Source organism: Streptomyces sp. NPDC058620, from assembly GCF_042717135.1.
Taxonomy (GTDB): Bacteria; Actinomycetota; Actinomycetes; order Streptomycetales; family Streptomycetaceae; genus Streptomyces.
On record NZ_JBHXQO010000014.1, the window covers coordinates 31,627 to 51,444 of the forward strand.

Consider the following 19,818-nt stretch of genomic DNA (forward strand, 5'->3'; position numbering starts at 1 on the left):
AGAGGCCCTGAAAGATCCGACCCCCCTGGCCGATCCACGCGATCTTAGTCCGGCCGTCAAGGCCCGCACGGCCTGGGGCGATCGCCCATGGGATTCCGCCTGCTCGCGTCGGTGATCTGGGGCGAAGCGACGTCGTGCGACGGCATCATCCTCCCGTTCACCAGCACCGAGCTGGATGGCGCGACGAGCGACAACGTGGCCTGCCAGACCCACATCGGGAACCTGACGAACACGATCGTGCTCGGTTGGATCGCGAACTTCGTGGCGTCCTGACCCGCCGCGGACCGGCCCGCCCCACGAGCCCCGTACCCGGCATCACGGTCTGTCGGGTGCGGGGCTCGTGGCTGCGGGGCTGCCGCTCGGCTGAGCGGCATGCCGCTCTTCACGGAGCGGCCGGGCCGATGCGGCTCACCGGCCACGACGGGGGCGGTCACGGCTTTCCATGGCGAAATCGGTCATTCTCCTACTGTCCGGGGGCCAGTGCCCCGGCCGGTGTGGTGACGCCGGTAGCTCGGCCGCCGAGAAGGTCGGCCGTCCAGAGAGGTGCTCGTGGATGAACAGCGCGGGAATGACGCGTGCAGGGGCGATGGCGCCACGAGCCTCCTGGCCGAACTGCACCTGCCCACGGGTGTGCTGACCTGGACGAACTACGGCCACCATCCCCCGGTCGTCATCCGCGGCCACCGGACCGTCGTGCACCTGTCCTGCCCGCCGGCTCCTCCCATGGGAACAGGGCTGGGCCTGCCCGGCACCCTGCGCCGCGACCAGTTGGAGCCCGGGGACCGCCTGCTGTTCTACACGGACGGCATCACCGAGGCGCGGAACCGGGGCGGACAGGAGTTCGGCCTCGACCGGCTGATCGACTTCCTCGTCCGCCACCACGCCGACGGCCTCCCCGCCGGAGACCCTGCGACGGCTGATCAGACACCATATGGACTATCACCACGGTCGCCTCAACGACGACGCGACCGTCATGCTGGTGGAGTGGCACGGCTCGACCCCGTTCCGGCCCCAACAGCTGAAGGCGTTGGTCGGCCTGCCCGCGTCCGCCGCGAATCTCTGAAACAGGCTCACCAGCACGCGACCCGGTCACGAGGCACGCCGCCTGACACCCGGGAAGTGGCCGCGGGACTGGTGGAGCTGGCCTCCCGGGACGCCCTGCCGGCCGCGGCGGCCGGTTCTGTTGCGGGACTCCCGGCACGACCGCGGCCGACCCGGACACCCCGGACGCCCACGCTCTCGGCCAACCCGGCACAGGACCCCGGCGCGAGCCTCGTGTTCGACCTGCTCCGCACCCTGAAGAGCACATCCGGCGGTTGCGTCGACGCGTTGGCATTCAACCCGACAGCCGGGCCCTCGCCCCAGCCACAGCCACTCGGGCGTCCGTCTGGTGGACCCGCGCACGGGCAGGGTGCTCCATCGCCTCACCAGGACCGAAGACCGAGTCCACTCCCTGGCGTTCACACCCCAAGGCCGCACACTCACCACGGGGGCGAAGGCACGGTGGTGCGCCTGTGGGACGGCGGCACGGACGCGCTCATGGCTCAGCTCGGCGCACTCGCACAAGACGCGACCTCGCTGCGCAGGCAACTGAGTGAGTGGCTGAGGTGTCCGCACGGCTAGGAAGGCAGCCGGCGTCCGGTGCCGCCGGGATCAGCCCGACTTCTGCGGCTTCTGCGCGTCGAAGGCGAAGAGAGTGTTCTTGGCCGCGGCCACGATCACTGCACGCCCCACGACGGTCACGCGCGGGCTTGCGCCCTGCTCGCCCGTCAGACCATCGGCCTGCGGATCTGTTGTCCACAGGGGTTTGCCATCGTACGGCGACAACGCGACCACCCGGCCGGTGGCCGAGCTGAAATACAGCGCGTCGGCTCCCGCCACGGGACCCGACGCGCCCTCCACGCTGGTCTGCCGGGACCACTTCTTCCTGCCGGTCGCGGGGTCGAGCGCTGTGACGAGACCGGTCTGCCCGCTCACGTAGACGGTGCCGTCCACCATGCCGGGCGTCCCCGCGTATGTCTTGGCCAGCCTGGAGTACGTGACCTTCCGCGAGGCCGGGTCGACCCGCGCCACCGCGTCGTAGCCGACCAGCGCCGTTCCCTTCAAGTGCCCCTGAAGGAGTACGAGTTTGCCCTTGGCGACGCCCATCGGCACGGCAGGGCCGTCAACCGCGATGGGCCTGCCCAATGTCCCCGAGGTGCGGTCGACCGTGTACAGGGTGGGGTGGCGCACCTCTGAGGCATTCACCTCCGCATCCGTCGCGCACATCGCGATGAGCTGCGGGCCCGCGGGGACGGGAGCGCACTGCGTACCCGCGGGGAACGACGTAGTCCAGGTGACCTCACCGCTGTGCGCGTGCCGGGCCTCGAAGCGGGAGTTGGAAGCGTCGACCGTCACAACGGCGGAACCGACCACGATGGCGTCCTGAGTCCGGCCCGTGACGGCCGTCGACTGGGCGCCGGACGGCACGGACCACAGCTCCCGGCCGTTGTTCGCATCGATGGCCACCACCTCGTTGGGCGGGTCCTGCGGGGCGTCCTGGGCGGCGAAGCGGTAACCGAGCACCGTGTCGTCGGTGGCGCCCGCCAGGTGCATGCCCTGGACGGGGATGCCCGGGCTCTTCGCCGTCCATACTCGCGAGCCGTCCAGGACCCTGATACGGGTCGCGACCACACCCCCGCCCCCGCAGAACAGCGCGTCGCCGCGCGCGACGCAACGAAGCTCGTCGGGGATGTCCTCGCGACCGCCCTGCACGGTCTTGCGCCACGGCCCGAAGCCGTCCGGAAGTGCGGCACCCGGCGCCCCGACGCTGTTGCCCTTGTCGCCGCCGCTGTTCCCCCCGAAGCCGCCCGCCTTCAGCGCGACGACACCCCCGCCGATCGCTGCCACTGCGACCGCGACCGCGGCCGCGAGCACAGGACGCCATCGGCGACGCAGACGGCGGCCGATGGGGGTGCCGGTCCCTGTATGGGGACCGGCCGGGGCGGTGGGGGCAGTCGGCGTCGAGGTGGCCCGCGTCGCGAAGTGCTGCTGGGTGATCACGTCGCGGGTGCGGCCCGCGCCGACCCCGTTCGCGTCGGTCCCGCCGAGGTCGGCCGGCAGGTCCCGCAGCAGCACCAGGAGTTCGTCCGCCGAGGGGCGCCCCTCGGGCTCCTTGTCCAGGCACGACTCGACGACCGCGCGCAGGACCACCGGCACGGCACCCAGCGACGGCTCCTCGTGCACCACCTGATACGCCGTCATGTACGGGCTGTCCGCGTCGAAGGGCCCGTGGCCCGTCGCTGCGTACACCATAAGCGTCCCCAGCGAGAAGACATCGGACCGCGGCCCCACACCACGCGGAGCCTGCAACTGCTCCGGCGACATGAAGGGCGGCGTACCGATGACCCGCCCTGTCATCGTCAGCGTCTGCTGGTCCACTGCGCGCGAAATGCCGAAGTCGATGACGCGCGGGCCCTCGGGCGAGAGCACGACGTTCGAGGGCTTCAGGTCACGGTGGACGACCCCCACCCGGTGGATGTCGCGCAACGCCTCCGCCAGCCCGATGGCGAGCCTCCTCAGCTCCGCTCCGTTCAGCGGGCCTTTCGCGGCGATGCGCTGGGCGAGCGTGTGCCCCTCGATATAGGTCGTCGCCATCCACGGCTGCTCGGCCTCAGGGGCAGCGTCGACCACGGCGGCGGTGAACGCACCGCTCACCCGCCTCGCCGCAGCCACCTCCTGCCGGAAACGGATGCGGAACTCGTCGTCCCCCGCGAACTGCTGGTGGATCAGTTTGATCGCGACAGGTCGCCCCGAGCTCGTACGGGCCAGAAAGACCGTGCCCATGCCACCCGAGCCGAGCCGCGCCTCAAGCGGATAACCGCCGATCTCGGCTGGATCACCTCCGCGCAGCGACACTCTTCCCGACCTCCCGTCCCCCGTGCACTTCTGCCACCACGGGCCTGCGTACCCTGTCCTGCAACACAAACTAGCCGCAGGGCAGTACGGCAGAGCGAAGCGGGTGACAGTACCGCCTGCATCTCGACAGGTCAGCACGGTGAAGGGTGTGCGCGACCAGCAGACGAAGAACCTGCCGTCAGGCTCCACACCACCACGTGGCGACTGCACGCTCCCTGACTTGGTACGGCCGGACTTCCTCTCCACAGTCCCACCGAAAGCGACTGATTACCCGAAGAAGCTCAACCGCACCCGACGGTCCCCGGGTTGTCGACGTTCGTGTCCACCAACCTCCGTTAAGGCAACCCTCAAGGTAACCGATCGCGGATCAGCGGCAATGTGCTGTCATGACGCGGCGCCCGACCCTGCGCCCACTCGCACCGCGCGCGGCGGCGGGCTACCGAGCGTGCCGAACAGGCTACCGGCGCGCGGGGCTGTGGCTCCGGTGGCCGCCGGCTCTTCTGGCAATGCGTCGGCGATGAACGGCAGGTCCTGCCTGTTCTGATGCGACTACGCTGGTTGAAATATCACACTTGAAGGAAGGACGCAAATGGCTCGCCCTTACAACCCCGGACCGAAACAATTCGTCTTCGCTGTCGGTGATGGTAGCGATCAGCAGGTCTCCGTAGGCGACCCTCAGGAAGCGTACGTAGCATTCTCCGCGTTCTTCCGGAATCGAGATTCTGATACCTACACCATCAAAGATGAACCGGCGAGCCAAAGCTTGGTGCTCATGCCCGGTCAAGGTGTGATCGCCCGGATCGAGGTGGCGGATCAGCCTCGGTCGGAATACCTCAAGGTCGACAGGGCCAATCGCTACCTGCCGAGCGCGATGCTGTTTTTCGAGAACGGATATGCCGGCCTCGACTACTTCGGCCAGTGGTTCTCGGACCTCGCGGACCTCGATGCGTCACCGGAGACTCGCGGTGCTACCCGCGCCGCCACGATCACGACCGAAGCCGCGGCAATCGAAGAAGTCGCTCGGATCTGGGCAGATTCGGGCATCGTAGACCCGAGTAACCAGTACTACGTCTTCTTCGACTCGCATGATGTCGGCGATGACCGAGCCGAACGAGCCGAACTGCTCAAGTTGATCGAATTCCTCGGTATCGAACGAGTCGACGCCCCGGCCGAGGCCGCCGAAGGCGAAGTGTGGGTGCGCACCGACAAGCGTCTCGACGTCGAATTTGAACGGTGGTCATGAACAGATGGTTCGGGATGGGGCTGCAACACCGCCGTGATGCTCGCCATGGGCCCAAGGCCAACCGTGTCCAGCCGGTGTCGTTCCGGAAATGACTCGCCTACGCGCCGACCGGTGATTGCCGTATTCCTCTGGTGGTGCGCAGTCAGCGGTTCCCATCCGGTCGCATCCTGTCGAGATCGGTGCCGGATCGAAGTTGCTCCGTACCGGAACTCGGTGGAGTTCAGGTTCAACGCTGGACTCGACCATGACAGGCCTGCTCGCTCCGGGCGGCGTGGGTTTGCACGAAAGCGGCCGGTCAGATCGGTGCAGGCAGGACTCGCCAGTCTCTTCTGATGGGGAAGACTGTGCCCATGAGAGAGATAGTTTTCACGCGCCGGAGCGGCTGGATCCCGAGCGTGATCCGCGAGGCCGGTGAGCTGAAGCTGATGCTCGGTGCCGGGGCCGACGCCAACCATGAGCCTCGCACGTTCACGTTCTCGATCGGGGAAGCCCATCTTGCGGTGATCCGGGAGGACCTGGCCAGACACCTGCTGCTGTGGAGTGCGGTCCTTCCGCTGTGCGACGCCGCCGGAACCCGGGGCCCGCTCGAAGAGAACGCTGCAGTCGCGCTCCTGGACCCGATCCTCCTCTCCGCGCCCGCGGACGTCGACGCGCTCTTCCAACGCATCCGGTGGGACAGGGGTCGGCTCATCGCCCATGGGGCTGACATCGATCTACTCGAGCGCGGTCAGGTCTGCGCGGCGATGCGCGCGGCGACAGAGACGTCCAACGGGAAACGAGCTCAGGAGTACCACGCGGACCGCCGTCGCGCCGAGCGCGGAGCAGTACTCGGTCCACTCGACGCCGCGGTACTGAGGTACACGGGCCAGTACCTGCACGGCGCGACGGTTCCGAAGCGGATGCCCGATGCCGTCGACCCCGCGCTGCTGCCGGAGGTCATGCGTGTGATCGCCACCGCGGAGCAGGCATGCGCCGGGATGCGGATCGGCCTCGATCCGCGACGGGGCAAGCGCGCCACGGACAAGCGCGCCTGGGATCGGATGGCGACGACGGTCGACGCGGCCGTGCGCCGTGCACACCCTGAGCTCGTCGATGACGCGGTGCGTACCGTGAGCTTCCTGATGTGCTCGGAGGCTGCGGACCACTCCAGGAGCACCCCCATGGAGGACGACGAGGAGGCTTCCGGCGACCGCGCCGACTTCGGCGAGAGCGCGAGGAAGACGATCCTGTCGTTCACCGACGACAAGGGCGTCGAGAAGAAGTGGAACCAGGACAATCCCCGCACTGCCACTGCGGAGTTCTGGGAGTTCGTCGGCGATCGCTCTGCCGCGGACAACGAAGTGTTCACCATCGAGGACGAGGAGATGGGCGAGGGGATCCAGCTCCACTTCTACGCGGATTCCATCGCCCGGATCACGACGGTGCACGAGGGTAATGGCGAGTCGGATCCGGAGTACCGGGTCGAGTACAGCCTGGTCGCCGGGATCAGCGGGTACCGGAACCTGGTGAGCGCCTTCGTCCGCGGCGGCTGCGCCTCACTTGAACAGCACGGCTCTTGGATGTCGGATAACGCTGAGTTCGAGCGCGCGCGCCAGCAGCGCGACGCCAAGTAGTCAGTCTGGTCAACAGGGCGCATAACGAGTAGGGCCCGAAGTCGGCCAGTGGCCGGTTCCGGCCACCACGTATCTCGCGGACCTGGCCGTCCCGGACGTCAAGGCGAAGCCGAGTAGGCCCGGCGGGCAGGGTGCGGGGCTCGACGACCAATTCTCAGTAGGGGCATGGGGCTGGGAGACGTCGTGCCGATTGGCGCTGGTGAGTGACACGGCGAGCCGGGTGCCGTGCCGGTCGACGATCATTTGGTGTGTGCTGCCTGGCCGGCCTCGATCGACCGGCGAAGGGCCGGTGCGGGAGCCCTCTTTGAAAGCCCTGGCATGGGAGCCGTCTATCGCCGCATCGTCCGGGGCCAGCAGACTTGTCGCGAGTAGCTCGGCCGGCAGCAACTCGTGCAGACGGTTCAGACGCCCAGCCTCGGTCCAGTGCTACAGCCGACGCCAGGCTGCGCCCGATCAGCGCACCCCTCAGTCGGGGCGGCCGGACTCCCCCTCTCCGGTCCCACCGCAGCGACGCACTATCCGAAGAAGCTCAACCGGACGTTACGATCCGTATTGTCGACGTTCGTGTCGACCAGGCAGACCGACTGCCACGTACCCAGTTCCAGTCGCCCCCCGAGCACGGGCAGCGTGGCGTGCGGCGGCACCAGGGCCGGGAGTACGTGGTCACGGCCGTGGCCCGGGCTGCCGTGGCGGTGTTGCCACCGGTCGTCGGCGGGAAGCAGCGTGTGCAGCGCGGCCAGTAGATCGTCGTCGCTGCCCGCCCCCGTCTCCAGCACGGCGATGCCGGCCGTCGCGTGCGGCACGAAGATGTTGAGGAGGCCGTCCCTGCCGCGGGCGGCGGCGGTGAGGAACTGTTCGCACTCCGCCGTCAGGTCGGTGACGGTCTCGGTCGTTCCTGTGGCGATGTTCAGGACGCGTGTGGTGAAGGTTTCCGACATGGATCCCATTCTCCCGCTTACAGGATGGGATCGCGCGTCCAAGGAACGAGACGCCCATTGACCGGTTGCTTTCGGCGTCGATACCTTCGGCGCCATGTTCCGTTCAGCTCTGCTCACTTCGCGCGGTCACATCGACCTGCTGCGGGTGGCCTCCGCCGCGTGTCGCCGCGGCTGCTGACGTTCCCTCAGCACTTCTCCCCACGGTGACCGGGCGCGCGAGGCGCCCGCTCCCGCCGTGCGCGTCCGTGCACCGCCTCACCATCTTCTCCTCGTTGCGCCTGCCGCTGCGTCCGCGCGCCCGCCTCTCCTAGCGGGCCCGGCGCCTCGGCCTGCGGCGCGGCGCTGTACGTGGCGTCAGGGGCGCGTTTCCCGCATTCACCCGCTCGTGGAGCCCTCATGACCGTTGGCCATGCCCCGCCGGATATATCGCCGGTATCCGGAAAGTCCTTCCCGCCCTCCCCGCCCTCCCCGCTGCCGGTCGCCCTGGAGCCGGTCGTCCCCGTCTCGGCGTCGGGCCTCCGGCTCGGGTCCGTGCCCCGATGGGTGCGGCGCACGATCGGTCCCCTGCTGCTTCTCGCTCTGTGGCAGGTGCTGAGCGGCGCCGGCGTCCTGCATCCCGAGGTACTCGCCTCCCCCGGCACCATCGCCCGCGCCGGAGCGGACCTGGTCGCGGACGGCACGCTGCCGTCCGCGATGGGCGTGTCGCTCCGGCGGGTGGCCGTGGGGCTCCTGCTCGGAGGGGTCGTCGGTACGGCGCTGGCGCTGATCTCCGGGCTCTCCCGGCTCGGCGAGGACCTGGTGGACGCGAGCGTGCAGATGCTACGGACCGTTCCCTGGGTCGGCCTGATCCCGCTGTTCATCATCTGGCTCGGGATCGGCGAGGCCCCGAAGGTGGCCCTGATCGCGCTCGGCGTCGCCTTCCATCTGTATCTGAACGTGTACGCCGGAATCCGCGGCGTGGACTCCCAACTCATCGAAGCAGGACAGTCGTTGGGGCTCAGACGATGGGGACTGATCCGGCACGTGGTGCTGCCGGGAGCGTTGCCCGGTGCCATGACCGGGCTGCGCTACTCGCTCGCGACCGCCTGGCTGGCACTCGTCTTCGGCGAGTCGATCAACGCCGACGCCGGTATCGGCTTCCTGATGAACCAGGCCCGGGAGTTCTTCCGTACCGACGTCATCGTCGTCTGCCTGGTCGTCTACGCCTTCCTCGGCCTCACCGCCGATGTCATCGTCCGGATTCTCGAAAGGCTGCTGCTGCAATGGCGACCGACCTTCACGGGCCAGTGACGGCCCCGGCACCCGGCCCCGGCACCCAGCCGGAGGCCGCTGTACGGATCGAGGGACTGACCCGGTCCTTCGACGGCAGGCCGGTGATCGACGGGCTCGATCTGACGCTGCGGGCAGGGGAGTTCACCGCCCTGCTCGGGCGCAGTGGCTGCGGAAAGTCCACTCTGCTGCGCGTCCTCGCCGGTCTGGACCGCGAGATCGAGGGCACGGTGCTCGTGCCGAGGCGGCGGGCCGTCGCCTTTCAGGCGCCGCGGCTCATGCCGTGGAAGCGGGTCTGGCGCAATGTGCTGCTCGGGCTGCCGGGCAAGCCCGAACGGGCCGTTGCCGAGCGGGCGTTGGAGGAGGTGGGGCTTTCGGAACGTGCGGGGGCCTGGCCCAAGACCCTTTCCGGTGGCGAGGCGCAGCGCGCGTCCCTGGCCCGCGCGCTCGTCCGCGAACCCGATCTGCTGCTGCTCGACGAACCGTTCGGCGCGCTCGACGCGCTCACCAGGATCAGGGCTCAGCAGCTCGTGGCCGAACTCTGGCAACGCCGGGGCTGCGCGGTGCTGCTGGTCACCCATGACGTGGACGAGGCGCTGCTGCTCGCCGACCGGGCCCTCGTGATGCGGGACGGCGGGATCGCCTACGACACGCCCGTGGACCTGGACCGGCCGCGCGGTGTGGGCAGCCCCGGGTTCGCCGCGTTGCGGTCGCGGCTGCTGTCCGAACTCGGCGTCGAGAGCGCGGACGGCGGCCGGCCCGGCGCCGCCTGAGCCGCTCGCTCCCGCTCTCCGCCCGCGCGCCCGCACCCCCCGTCGTACGACCTCCCAGGAACAGGAAGAACCTTCATGAAACGCCGTACCCTGCCCGCCCTGCTGCTGCCGTTCACCCTGCTGCTCGCCGCCTGCGGCGGGACATCTGCCGCCGGGACCTCCCGCAATACCGACGGCTCGGGTGCCATCACGCTGAACGTCGGTGACCAGAAAGGGGGGTACGAAGCCATCCTGCGGGCGTCCGGAGAGCTGGACGATCTCGACTACCGCATCGCCTGGTCGACGTTCACCTCCGGGCCACCACTCCTGGAAGCGGTCAACGCCGGGGCCGTAGATGTCGGAGGGGTCGGAAATACCCCGCCCGTCTTCGCCGCGGGTGCCGACTCGAAGATCGTCGTGGTGGGCGCCACCCATGGCTCGTCGGCCGGCGAGGTGATCGTGGTCCCCAAGGACTCACCGCTGAAGAGCCCCGCACAGCTCAAGGGCAGATCGATCGCGGTGGCGCAGGGCAGCTCCGCCCACTACCAGTTGATCGCCTCCCTGAAGAAGGCCGGCCTGTCCGTCTCCGACGTCGAGCTCAACTATCTGCAGCCCGCCGACGCGCTGGCCGCTTTCAGCCGGGGCAAGGTCGACGCCTGGGCGATCTGGGACCCGTACACCTCGCAGATCCTGCGGAGCACGAAAGCCCGGGTGCTGACCACGGGTGAGGGTGTGGTCAACGGGCTCGGCTTCCAGGTGGCCTCGCCCTCCGCCCTCGGGAGCAAGGAGAAGTCGCAGGCCATCGGTGATCTGCTGGTCCGGCTGGAGCGGGCGCAGAGCTGGGTCTTCGAGCATCCCGAGGAGTGGGCGAAGGTCTGGGCGAAGGAGACCGGGCTGCCGTACGAGGTGGCGCTCGACGCGGTGAAGCGCAGTTACGGCACTCGCGTCCCGGTCGCCGTCGATCCGGCCGCGATCGCCTCCGAGCAGGCGATCGCCGACACCTTCGCCGAGCTGAAGCTGATCCCCCGCCACTTCTCCTTCGAGGAGTACGTCGACACCCGCTACAACCGTGATCTTCCGCCGTCCTCCACGGCTCCCCGCTCCTACGGAAGGGCATCCTCATGACCGTCTCCCTGCACTGGTTCCTGCCGACCGGCGGTGACGGCCGGACGCTGGTCGACCGGCACGCGTACACCGACGGCGGAATCAAGCGCGACCGGATCACCCCGGTAAGCGGGATACGCGCTCCCGATATCGAGTATCTGACCCAAATAGCCAAAGCCGCCGAGCAGTTGGGCTTTGAAGCGGTACTGACGCCGACCGGCACCTGGTGCGAGGACGCCTGGCTGACAACGGTCGCGCTGGCGCAGCACACCGAACGGCTGAAGTTCCTCGTGGCCTTCCGTCCCGGGGTCATCTCCCCGGTGCTCGCCGCGCAGATGGCCGCCACGTACCAGCGGATCACGCGGGGGCGGCTGCTGCTCAATGTGGTGACGGGTGGTGACTCCACGGAGCAGCGGCGCTTCGGCGACCATCTGGACCACGACCGGCGCTATGCGCGGACCGCCGAGTTCCTGTCGGTGGTGAAGGGCGCGTGGAGCGGGCGGCCGTACGACTACGCGGGCGAGCACTATCAGGTCGACGGCGCGCTCACGGCGCTGCCGCCCGACCCGCTGCCCGAGATCTTCTTCGGTGGGTCGTCTGCCGCTGCCGGGCCGGTGGCGGCCGCGCATGCCGATGTCTATCTGACCTGGGGCGAGCCTCCGGCCGCGGTAAAGGAGAAGATCGACTGGATCAGGCGGCTGGCGGAGGAGCAGGGGCGCACCGTCCGCTTCGGGATCCGGCTCCACACCATCTCGCGCGACTCCGCGCGCGAGGCATGGGCGACTGCCGACCGGTTGCTCGGCGATCTCGACCCCGAGACGATCGCCGCCGCGCAGCAGGCGCTGGGGCGGAGCGAGTCGGTGGGCCAGCAGCGGATGCTGGCGCTGCACGGCGGGTCCCGCGACAAGCTGGAGATCTCACCGAATCTCTGGGCGGGCGTAGGACTGGTGCGGGGCGGTGCGGGAACGGCCCTCGTCGGCAGTCACGCGGATGTCGCCGACCGGATCGAGGAGTACCACGCGCTCGGTGTGGAGCACTTCGTGCTGTCCGGTTACCCGCACCTGGAGGAGGCGTACTGGTTCGGCGAGGGCGTCACTCCGGAGCTCGCGGCGCGCGGGCTGCTGTCGACCGTCCCGGCTTCGCCTCTCCTCTCGGTGCCCGCGGCCAACGGGCGCCCGGCATCGGCCCCGGGAGGCGCCCCGCTGCTTGTCGCCGGGGGTCGCTGAGCGGGCACCCTGCCGACCGGTCCTGGATCTTTCCACGCGGGGGAAGATCCAGGACTCGGGCACAGTTGGTAGAAGTGTGAACAACTTCGGGATGCGCGAGATGGATGTCGTCGTGGTGGGGGCCGGGCAGGCCGGCCTGTCCAGCGCCTACCACCTGCGGCGAGCCGGACTGGAGCCGGACCGCGACTTCGTCGTCCTCGATCACGCACCCCGCGCGGGCGGCGCCTGGCAGTTCCGCTGGCCCTCCCTGACGTACGGGAAGGTCCACGGCATGCACGCGCTGCCCGGAATGGAACTGACCGGCGCCGATCCCGCCAGCCCCTCGTCCGAGGTGATCGCCGCGTACTTCGACGCGTACGAACAGCGCTTCGACCTGCGGGTGCACCGGCCCGTGGAGGTGAGCGCCGTCCGCGAGGGTGCCGCCGGACGGCTGCTCGTGCAGACCTCCGAGGGTATGTATGCCACGCGCACCCTGATCAGCGCCACGGGCACCTGGGACCGGCCCTTCTGGCCGCGCTACCCGGGCCAGGAGACCTTTCGTGGGCGTCAACTGCACACGGCCGACTACCCGGGCCCCGGTGCGTTCGCCGGACGACGGGTGATCGTCGTCGGAGGTGGCGCCTCCGGCACCCAGCATCTGATGGAGATCGCGGACGTGGCGGCCGAGACGTTCTGGGTGACGCGTCGGCCTCCGGTGTTCCGGGAGGGACCGTTCGGCGAGGACGAGGGGCGCGCCGCCGTGGCCCAGGTGGAGGACCGTGTACGTCGGGGGCTGCCGCCCCGGAGCGTGGTGAGCGTGACCGGACTGCCGCTCACCGAGGCCGTCCGGGACGCCCGCGAGCGCGGAGTCCTCGACCGGATCGAGATGTTCGACCGGGTCACCCCGGCCGGGGTGGCCTGGGACGACGGCAGGACCGTCGAGGCCGACGTGATCGTGTGGGCGACCGGATTCCGGGCGGCGGTCGACCATCTGACGCCGCTGAAGCTCCGTGAGCCCGGCGGCGGCATCAAGCTCGAAGGCACCCAGGTGGTACGGGACGAGCGCATCCATCTCGTCGGGTACGGCCCGTCGGCCAGCACGATCGGCGCCAACCGCGCCGGCCGGGCGGCGGTCCGCTCGGTCAAGCGGCTCCTGGACCGGGCCGGACACGCGGACCCCGCTCCGGTCCCGGCCTGACGCAGGGCGGCGGGAGTCAGCCCGTGGCGGCGGAGCTCCGGTTGCGGTTGAACTCCTCGACGTTGGTGCGCTGTTCGTCGTAACTGTCGGTGAAGCGGGTGTCCCCCGGCCCGACCGTGACGAAGTACAGCCACGGACCCGCCGGCGGCCTGATGGCCGCCTGCATGGCCTGCTCCCCCGGATTGCCGATGGGGGTCGGCGGCAGCCCCTTGCGCTCGTAGCTGTTGTACGGGCTGTCGATCTTCGTGTCGCCCGTGGTGGTGTCCAGAGTGGAGCGCTTCAAGGCGTAATTGAGCGTCGAGTCCATCTGCAACGCCATGTCCTGGGCGAGCCGGTTGTAGATCACCCTGGCCACCTTGCCCATGTCGGAGACGGTGTCGGCCTCCGCCTGCACGATCGCCGCGATCGTCACCGTCTGGTAGACGGAGACGCTGTTGCGCTCCGCCCCGGCCGTGATGTGATCCGCGCCGAACCTCTTGGCGGCTGTCTCCACCATGTAGCGGAGCAGGCCCTCGGGTGTCGTTTCGTCGTCGACGGGATACGTCGCGGGGAAGAGGTAGCCCTCCGGATTGCCGCCGGCCGCGGCCGGGAGGGGCAGTTCGGCCCTGGGCACGGCCTTCTCGGTGCTGCCCGGGGCCAGACCGAGCGCCTTGTCGGCCGCCGCGTACACCTGGGAGGCCCGCCACCCCTCGGGGATCACCAGGGAGCGGGGCGGCTCCCGCTTCTCCTCCGACCCGAGAAGCAGCAGCGGCAACAGTACGGCCGCCGCCACGACGAGGACGGCGCCGATGAGCAGCACCAGCCGCCCGCGCCGGGTCGGCCGGAGTCTGGGGCGGGGCGGGGCGTCCGGGGACTCGTTCACCATGCGGGCACGTTAACCCGGACATATGCACCGATCCGGTACCTGGAGGCCGACGACACGAGCCGCACTGGCTGGCTCGTCCGACCTCTGCTCCACCGGCGCCGCCGCCGCTCCCCTCCCACGGGAGCGGCGGCGCTGCCGTGTGCGCCGCCTTCGGCCCTGGGGCGGCTGAGCCTTCGGGCGCGCGGGAGGGCCTTGGCGCACACCACCCGCTTCGAGCCCGCAGCCCTGTGTCAGGGGGCGACCGGTGCCAGTCGCGTGTCGCGGGCGATCAGGGCCGCGTACCGACCGTGCTTGCCGAGCAGTTCCTCATGGGTGCCGCGCTCCACCGTGCGCCCGCCGTCCAGCACGATGATCTGGTCCGCGCCGCGAACGGTGGAGAGCCGGTGCGCGATGGTGAGCGTGGTGCGCCCTGCGGAAAGTGCGTCGATCGCCGACTGGACGGCGTGCTCCGTACGCGTATCGAGAGCGCTCGTCGCCTCGTCGAGGATCAGCACGGGAGGGTCGCGCAGAATCGTGCGGGCGATGGCCAGCCGCTGCTTCTCACCGCCGGAGAAGCGATAGCCCCGTTCGCCGACGAGCGTGTCGTAGCCGTCGGGCAGTGAGGCGATGTGATCGTGGATCTGCGCGGCGCGAGCCGCCGCCTCGATCTCCTCGTCGGTGGCCTCCGGCTTGGCGAAGCGGAGGTTGTCGGCGACGGAGGCATGGAAGAGATAGGTCTCCTGGGAGACCACGCCCACGGCCCTGGCCAGGGTGTCGAAGTCCAGGTCCCGCACGTCGACCCCGTCGATGGTGACCCGGCCGCCGGTGACGTCGTACAGCCGGGGAACGAGATAGCTGAGGGTCGACTTGCCGGAACCGGTGGGTCCGACGACGGCGAGGCTGCCGCCGGCGGGCACGGTCACGTCGATGCCGCTGAGCGTGGGCCCGCTCTTCTCGTCATAGCTGAATTCGACGTCCTCGAAGGCGACCTCTCCGCGGATCTTCTCCAGCCGCACGGGCTTCTCGGGCTCGGTGATGTCCACCGTCAGGTCGAGATACTCGAAGATCCGCTGGAAGAGGGCGAGGGACGTCTGCATCTGCACTCCGGTGGAGAGCAGGCTCACGGCAGGGCGGAACAGGCCCTGCTGGAGCGAGACGAAGGCGACGAGCGTGCCCAGCGAGACGGCGGTGGCGCCCGACTGGAGCGTCATCCCGGCCGCCCAGTAGATGACGGCGGGCATGGCGGCCATGACGATCCCGATCGTCGACATCCGCCAGCGCCCGGCCATGCTGGAACGCACTTCGAGGTCGACGAGGCGCTCCGACTCCTCGGTGAAGTTCTTGGTGAGCGATTCCGAGCGGCCCATGGTGCGGCCGAGGAGGATGCCGCTGACCGAGAGGGACTCGGTGACGGTGGCAGCCATGGCCGCCATCTGCTTCTGGCGCTGCGTCGTGATCCTCTTGCGCTCCCGGCCCACCCGACGGCTGATCCACACGAAGACCGGCAGCAGGAGCAGGGAGACGACGGTGAGACGCCAGTCGAGCGCGAGCATGGCTACCACGGTGGCGATGACCGCGGTGAGGTTGGAGACCAGCGAGGTCGCGGTCGAGGTGACGGTCGCCTGCATTCCGCCGATGTCACTGGCGATGCGGGACTGCACCTCACCCGTGCGGGTCTTGGTGAAGAAGGCCAGCGGCATCCGCTGGAGCTGGGTGTAGACGGCGGTCCGCAGATCGTGCATGACGCGCTGACCGACGGTCGTGGAGATCAGGGTCTGCACCACACCGAGGACGCTGGTCATCACGGCGGTGAGGATCATGCCGAGGGCGAGCAGCGAGAGCAGGCCCGTGCGGCCCTGCGGGATCGCGGTGTCCAGGATCTCGCGCAGCAGGAACGGGGAGGCCACCGACACCAGGGACGAGGCGCCCACCAGGAGACCGACCAGAGCGAGGCGGCCTCGGTAGGGGCGGAAGAGACGGAAGATGCGGCGCAGCTCGGCGGGCGGCTGTCCGTCGTCCCTGGGCTGGGGAGCCCACGTGGGTTCGTCGGGTTTCATGGGCTCCTTCGGCAGGCGTGCGGGAGTGCGGCTTTGGAGAGCATAGCTCATTGTTACCTATACTCACAATGAACATGGTCCTGATATTGTTCCCCCATGGACTCCCCCGATTCCGACGGCCTGCTGGCCGAGCAACTGCTGCGGCTCACCCGCAGGCTCCACCGCATCCAGAGCCGCCAGCTGGAGCCGATCGGCATCACGCCCGCCCAGTTCCGGCTGCTGCGCACGGTCGCCCAGTACGACGGCCCGCCGCGGATGGCCGATCTGGCCCAGCGCCTGGACGTCGTCCCACGCGCCGTGACCAGCCTGGTCGACGGCCTGGAGGCGAGCGGCCGGGTGCGCCGCGCTCCCGACCCGGCCAGCCGCCGGGTGGTCCGCGTCGAGATCACCGACGGGGGCCGTGCCACTCTCCGGTCCCTGCGCAGCGCGCGCCGGGCCGCCGCAGAGGAGATCCTTGCTCCATTGACCGCCGATCAGCGCGAGGTGCTCGGCGGCCTGCTGTCCGCTCTGGTCGACGGGATGCCGGAGCGCCACTGCTGACTCGGCGCGGAGCGCCGCACCTCCGAGGGGACATGTCATGCCGCTGCTGGAGCCGAAGCCGGAAGCCCTCCGTCCGGGTACGGCGCGCACGCCGTCCCACGACCGTGTGCCCGACCGCATGGCACACGGCACCCCCGAGCCGCTGCGCTCCGAGCTGGTGGCCCTGCTCGGGGCCGACCGCGTGCTGTGGAAGGTCTCCGACCTCGTGCGGTACGCCTCCGACGCCAGCCCCTACCGCTTCCTCCCCGAAGTGGTGGTCGTGCCGGAGGACATCGACGACATCTCCGCCATCCTGTCCTACGCCCGCGGCAAGGGCCGCGAGGTGGTCTTCCGGGCGGCGGGCACCAGTCTCAACGGCCAGGCCCAGGGCGAGGACATCCTCGTCGACGTACGCCGCCACTGGACGGGGATCGAGGTCCTGGACGACGGGGCGCGGGCCCGGATCGGTCCCGGGACCACCGTCATGCGGGCCAACGCCGCCCTCGCCAGGCACGGCCGGCTTCTGGGCCCCGACCCGGCCAGTGCCATCGCCTGCACGGTCGGCGGTGTCGTCGCCAACAACGCGTCCGGGATGACGGCGGGGACGACCCGCAACGCGTACCGCACCCTCGCCTCACTCACCTTCGTCCTGCCCAGCGGCACCGTCGTCGACACGGCGGACCCGGCGGCGGACGAGCTGCTGGCCCATGCCGAACCACGCCTGTGCGAAGGGCTGCTCGCGCTCAGGGCGGAGATCGAGGCGGACCCCGGGCTCACCGCCAGGGTCCGTGCCAAGTACGAGATCAAGAACACCAACGGATACCGCCTCGACGCGTTCCTCGACGGTTCGACGCCCGTGGAGATCCTGCGCGGGCTGATGGTCGGCTCCGAGGGCACCTTCGGTTTCATCTCCGAGGTCGTCTTCGACACCCTTCCCCTGGACCGCAGGGTCTCGTCGGCGCTGCTCTTCTTCCCCTCGCTGTCGGCCGCGGCGGCGGCCGTGCCCCGCTTCACCGAGGCGGGGGCGATCGCGGTGGAGCTCATGGACGGCAACACCCTGCGCGCCTCGGTCAGCGTGCAGGGTGTCCCGGCGGACTGGGCGACGCTGCCCAAGGAGACGACGGCGCTGCTGGTGGAGTTCCGCGCACCTGACGAGGCCGGACAGGAGGCGTACGAGCGGGCGGCCGACGAGGTCGTCGCCGGTCTGGAACTGGTCGCGCCGGCGCTGTCGATCACCAACGAGTTCACCCGGGACGCCGCGACCGTCTCCGGCTACTGGAAGGCGCGCAAGGCGTTCGTCACCGCGGTCGGCGGCTCACGCCCTGCCGGTACGACCCTCATCACGGAGGACTTCGCCGTACCGCCCGCACGGCTCGCGGAAGCCTGCCGGGCGCTCCTGGAGCTCCAGGCGGAGCATGGCTTCGACGCCGCTGTGGCAGGCCATGCGGCCCACGGCAACCTGCACTTCCTGCTCGCTTTCGACGCCGCGAAATCCTCCGACGTCGACCGGTACGCCGCGTTCATGGACGCCTTCTGCCGCCTCGTCGTCGACCGGTTCGACGGCTCGCTCAAGGCCGAGCACGCCACGGGACGCAACATCGCGCCCTTCCTGGAGCTGGAGTGGGGCCCGAAGGCGACGGAGCTGATGTGGCGGACGAAGCAGGTCATCGATCCCGATGGGGTCCTGGCGCCGCGCATCGTCCTCGACCGCGACCCGAAGGCCCATCTGCGCGGGCTGAAGACGATTCCGAAGGTGGAGGCGGTCGCCGACCCGTGCATCGAGTGCGGCTTCTGCGAACCGACGTGCCCCAGCGAGGACCTGACCACCACACCGCGCCAACGGATCGTGCTGCGGCGGGAGATGATGCGCCAGAGCGACGGCGCCCCGGTGGAAGCCGGTCTGCTCGATGCGTACGGCTACGACGCGGTGGACACCTGCGCGGGCGACTCCACCTGCAAGCTGGCCTGCCCGGTCGGCATCGACACGGGGGCGATGATGAAGGGCTTCCGCCGTCGGCGGCACTCGCCGCGCGAGGAGCGGATCGCGGCGCTGACCGCGAAGAACTTCAAGGCGGTGGAGGCCGCGGCGCGGCTGGCGGTGGCCGCGGCCGACCGGATCAGGGACCGGGCGGGCGACCGGCTGCTGGAGTCCGTCACCGGGCTGGCCCGCAAGGCCGTACGCCCCGATCTGGTCCCCGAGTGGCTGCCGGAGATCCCCGGCGCGGCCGCCAGGAAGCTACCCCGTACCTCCAGGGCCGGCGCCCACGCCGTCTACTACCCGGCATGCGTGAACCGCGTCTTCGGCGGACCCGGCCCACGGCGGGAACCGTCCCTGGCCGAAGCCGTCGTCGCCGTCTCCGCCCGCGCCGGAAAGCCGGTATGGATCCCGGACGATGTCGCGGGCACCTGCTGCGCGACGATCTGGCACTCCAAGGGCTACGACGAGGGCAACACGGTGATGGCCAATCGCATGGTGGAGGCCGCCTGGGGCTGGACGGCGGGCGGCAGGCTTCCTCCTATCGTCGACGCCTCGTCGTGCACGCTGGGCATCGCGCACGAAGTGGTGCCGTACCTCACCGAGGACAACCGGGAGCTGCACCGCGAGCTGACCGTAGTCGACTCGCTCGTGTGGGCGGCGGACGAGCTGCTGCCGGAGCTGACGGTGGTCCGCAGGACCGGTTCGGCGGTCCTGCACCCGACGTGCTCGATGGAGCACCTGGGAGATGTGGGCCATCTGCGCAGGGTCGCCGAGGCGTGCGCCGACGAGGTGGTCGTGCCCGACGACGCCGGGTGCTGCGCCTTCGCCGGCGACCGCGGCATGCTGCACAAGGAGTTGACGGCGTCAGCCACCGCCAAGGAGGCGGCGGAGGTCAACAGGCGTGCGTACGACGTGTATCTGTCGGCGAACCGGATGTGCGAGATCGGCATGGACCGGGCGACCGGCCACCGCTACCGGTCGGTGCTGATGGAACTGGAGTGGGCGACCCGCCCGTAGAGCACCCGTGCAGCACCGGAACGCCGCCGGACCGGCGGCCGGATTCGTGCCCCCCGAGCAGCCGGGACGCGGAAAACCGTTTGCCACGGGCCGGGGCAGGACGCGAACCTTGCACGGTTTGCTCCCCCCACCCGTTCAACGATTCCGCGAGGTCCTCGGACCTCCGCCCTTCCGAGCCCTGGGA

At 69.9% G+C, this 19,818-nt stretch carries 15 protein-coding genes and 2 pseudogenes; 12 read left to right on the forward strand and 5 right to left on the reverse strand.

The window, feature by feature from the left end; genetic code table 11:
- Nucleotides 1–87 precede the first annotated feature (87 nt).
- Together ACFWSK_RS16245 and ACFWSK_RS16250 are read left to right on the forward strand one after the other, a co-directional pair.
- Complete coding sequence (locus tag ACFWSK_RS16245; protein ID WP_383785843.1) at nt 88–273, forward strand: hypothetical protein; 186 nt, start codon at nt 88–90, stop codon at nt 271–273.
- A 267-nt stretch (nt 274–540) separates the two neighbouring features.
- Nucleotides 541–1,063, forward strand: a pseudogene (locus ACFWSK_RS16250) (PP2C family protein-serine/threonine phosphatase); the annotation flags it as partial.
- A 590-nt stretch (nt 1,064–1,653) separates the two neighbouring features.
- On the opposite strand, the gene ACFWSK_RS16255 reads toward ACFWSK_RS16250, so the two are convergent.
- Nucleotides 1,654–3,897, reverse strand: coding sequence for a PQQ-binding-like beta-propeller repeat protein (locus tag ACFWSK_RS16255; RefSeq protein ID WP_383785845.1), 2,244 nt, complete (start codon nt 3,895–3,897; stop codon nt 1,654–1,656).
- Nucleotides 3,898–4,486: 589 nt separating this feature from the next.
- Between ACFWSK_RS16255 and ACFWSK_RS16260 the strand changes: the two genes are divergently transcribed.
- Both ACFWSK_RS16260 and ACFWSK_RS16265 read left to right on the forward strand, forming a co-directional pair.
- A complete protein-coding gene (locus ACFWSK_RS16260; protein WP_383785848.1) occupies nt 4,487–5,140 on the forward strand; it encodes a DUF6357 family protein in 654 nt (217 codons plus the stop codon).
- 350 nt (nt 5,141–5,490) lie between these two features.
- Nucleotides 5,491–6,753 carry a DUF6357 family protein gene (locus ACFWSK_RS16265; protein ID WP_383785850.1) on the forward strand — a complete coding sequence of 421 codons (1,263 nt, stop codon included), beginning with the start codon at nt 5,491–5,493 and terminating at the stop codon, nt 6,751–6,753.
- A 171-nt stretch (nt 6,754–6,924) separates the two neighbouring features.
- Here ACFWSK_RS16265 and ACFWSK_RS16270 read toward each other — a convergent pair.
- Nucleotides 6,925–7,194: pseudogene (locus ACFWSK_RS16270) on the reverse strand (IS5/IS1182 family transposase); the annotation flags it as partial.
- Between the two features lie 74 nt (nt 7,195–7,268).
- The gene (locus tag ACFWSK_RS16275; RefSeq protein ID WP_383785853.1) at nt 7,269–7,691 is read right to left on the reverse strand and encodes a YjbQ family protein; all 423 of its coding nucleotides are present in this window, start codon (nt 7,689–7,691) and stop codon (nt 7,269–7,271) included.
- A 94-nt stretch (nt 7,692–7,785) separates the two neighbouring features.
- Between ACFWSK_RS16275 and ACFWSK_RS16280 the strand changes: the two genes are divergently transcribed.
- From ACFWSK_RS16280 to ACFWSK_RS16305, 6 genes are all read left to right on the forward strand, one after another.
- Nucleotides 7,786–7,869 (forward strand): putative leader peptide, encoded by an 84-nt coding sequence (locus ACFWSK_RS16280; RefSeq protein WP_350692898.1) that lies wholly within the window; start codon nt 7,786–7,788, stop codon nt 7,867–7,869.
- A gap of 218 nt (nt 7,870–8,087) precedes the next feature.
- The gene (locus ACFWSK_RS16285) at nt 8,088–8,981 is read left to right on the forward strand and encodes an ABC transporter permease (protein WP_383785855.1); all 894 of its coding nucleotides are present in this window, start codon (nt 8,088–8,090) and stop codon (nt 8,979–8,981) included.
- The gene (locus ACFWSK_RS16290; protein ID WP_383785858.1) at nt 8,954–9,733 is read left to right on the forward strand and encodes an ABC transporter ATP-binding protein; all 780 of its coding nucleotides are present in this window, start codon (nt 8,954–8,956) and stop codon (nt 9,731–9,733) included. The genes ACFWSK_RS16285 and ACFWSK_RS16290 overlap by 28 nt, the downstream gene beginning before the upstream one ends.
- 75 nt (nt 9,734–9,808) lie before the next feature.
- A complete protein-coding gene (locus tag ACFWSK_RS16295; protein WP_383785861.1) occupies nt 9,809–10,837 on the forward strand; it encodes an ABC transporter substrate-binding protein in 1,029 nt (342 codons plus the stop codon).
- Nucleotides 10,834–12,042 carry an LLM class flavin-dependent oxidoreductase gene (locus ACFWSK_RS16300; protein ID WP_383785863.1) on the forward strand — a complete coding sequence of 403 codons (1,209 nt, stop codon included), beginning with the start codon at nt 10,834–10,836 and terminating at the stop codon, nt 12,040–12,042. Before ACFWSK_RS16295 ends, ACFWSK_RS16300 begins: the two co-directional genes overlap by 4 nt.
- 91 nt (nt 12,043–12,133) lie before the next feature.
- Nucleotides 12,134–13,219 (forward strand): NAD(P)-binding domain-containing protein, encoded by a 1,086-nt coding sequence (locus tag ACFWSK_RS16305; protein ID WP_383785866.1) that lies wholly within the window; start codon nt 12,134–12,136, stop codon nt 13,217–13,219.
- Between the two features lie 16 nt (nt 13,220–13,235).
- Here the strand turns inward: ACFWSK_RS16305 and mltG are convergent, their stop codons facing one another.
- Both mltG and ACFWSK_RS16315 read right to left on the reverse strand, forming a co-directional pair.
- Nucleotides 13,236–14,084, reverse strand: a complete 849-nt coding sequence (gene mltG / locus ACFWSK_RS16310) for an endolytic transglycosylase MltG (protein ID WP_383785868.1) — start codon at nt 14,082–14,084, stop codon at nt 13,236–13,238.
- Between the two features lie 230 nt (nt 14,085–14,314).
- Nucleotides 14,315–16,120, reverse strand: coding sequence for an ABC transporter ATP-binding protein (locus tag ACFWSK_RS16315; protein WP_383785871.1), 1,806 nt, complete (start codon nt 16,118–16,120; stop codon nt 14,315–14,317).
- A 96-nt stretch (nt 16,121–16,216) separates the two neighbouring features.
- Here ACFWSK_RS16315 and ACFWSK_RS16320 point away from each other — a divergent pair, with 96 nt between their 5' ends.
- Nucleotides 16,217–16,660: a MarR family winged helix-turn-helix transcriptional regulator gene (locus ACFWSK_RS16320; protein ID WP_383785874.1), complete on the forward strand. Its 444-nt coding sequence runs from the start codon at nt 16,217–16,219 to the stop codon at nt 16,658–16,660.
- A 37-nt stretch (nt 16,661–16,697) separates the two neighbouring features.
- Nucleotides 16,698–19,634 carry an FAD-binding and (Fe-S)-binding domain-containing protein gene (locus tag ACFWSK_RS16325; protein WP_383785877.1) on the forward strand — a complete coding sequence of 979 codons (2,937 nt, stop codon included), beginning with the start codon at nt 16,698–16,700 and terminating at the stop codon, nt 19,632–19,634.
- Nucleotides 19,635–19,818: the final 184 nt, after the last annotated feature.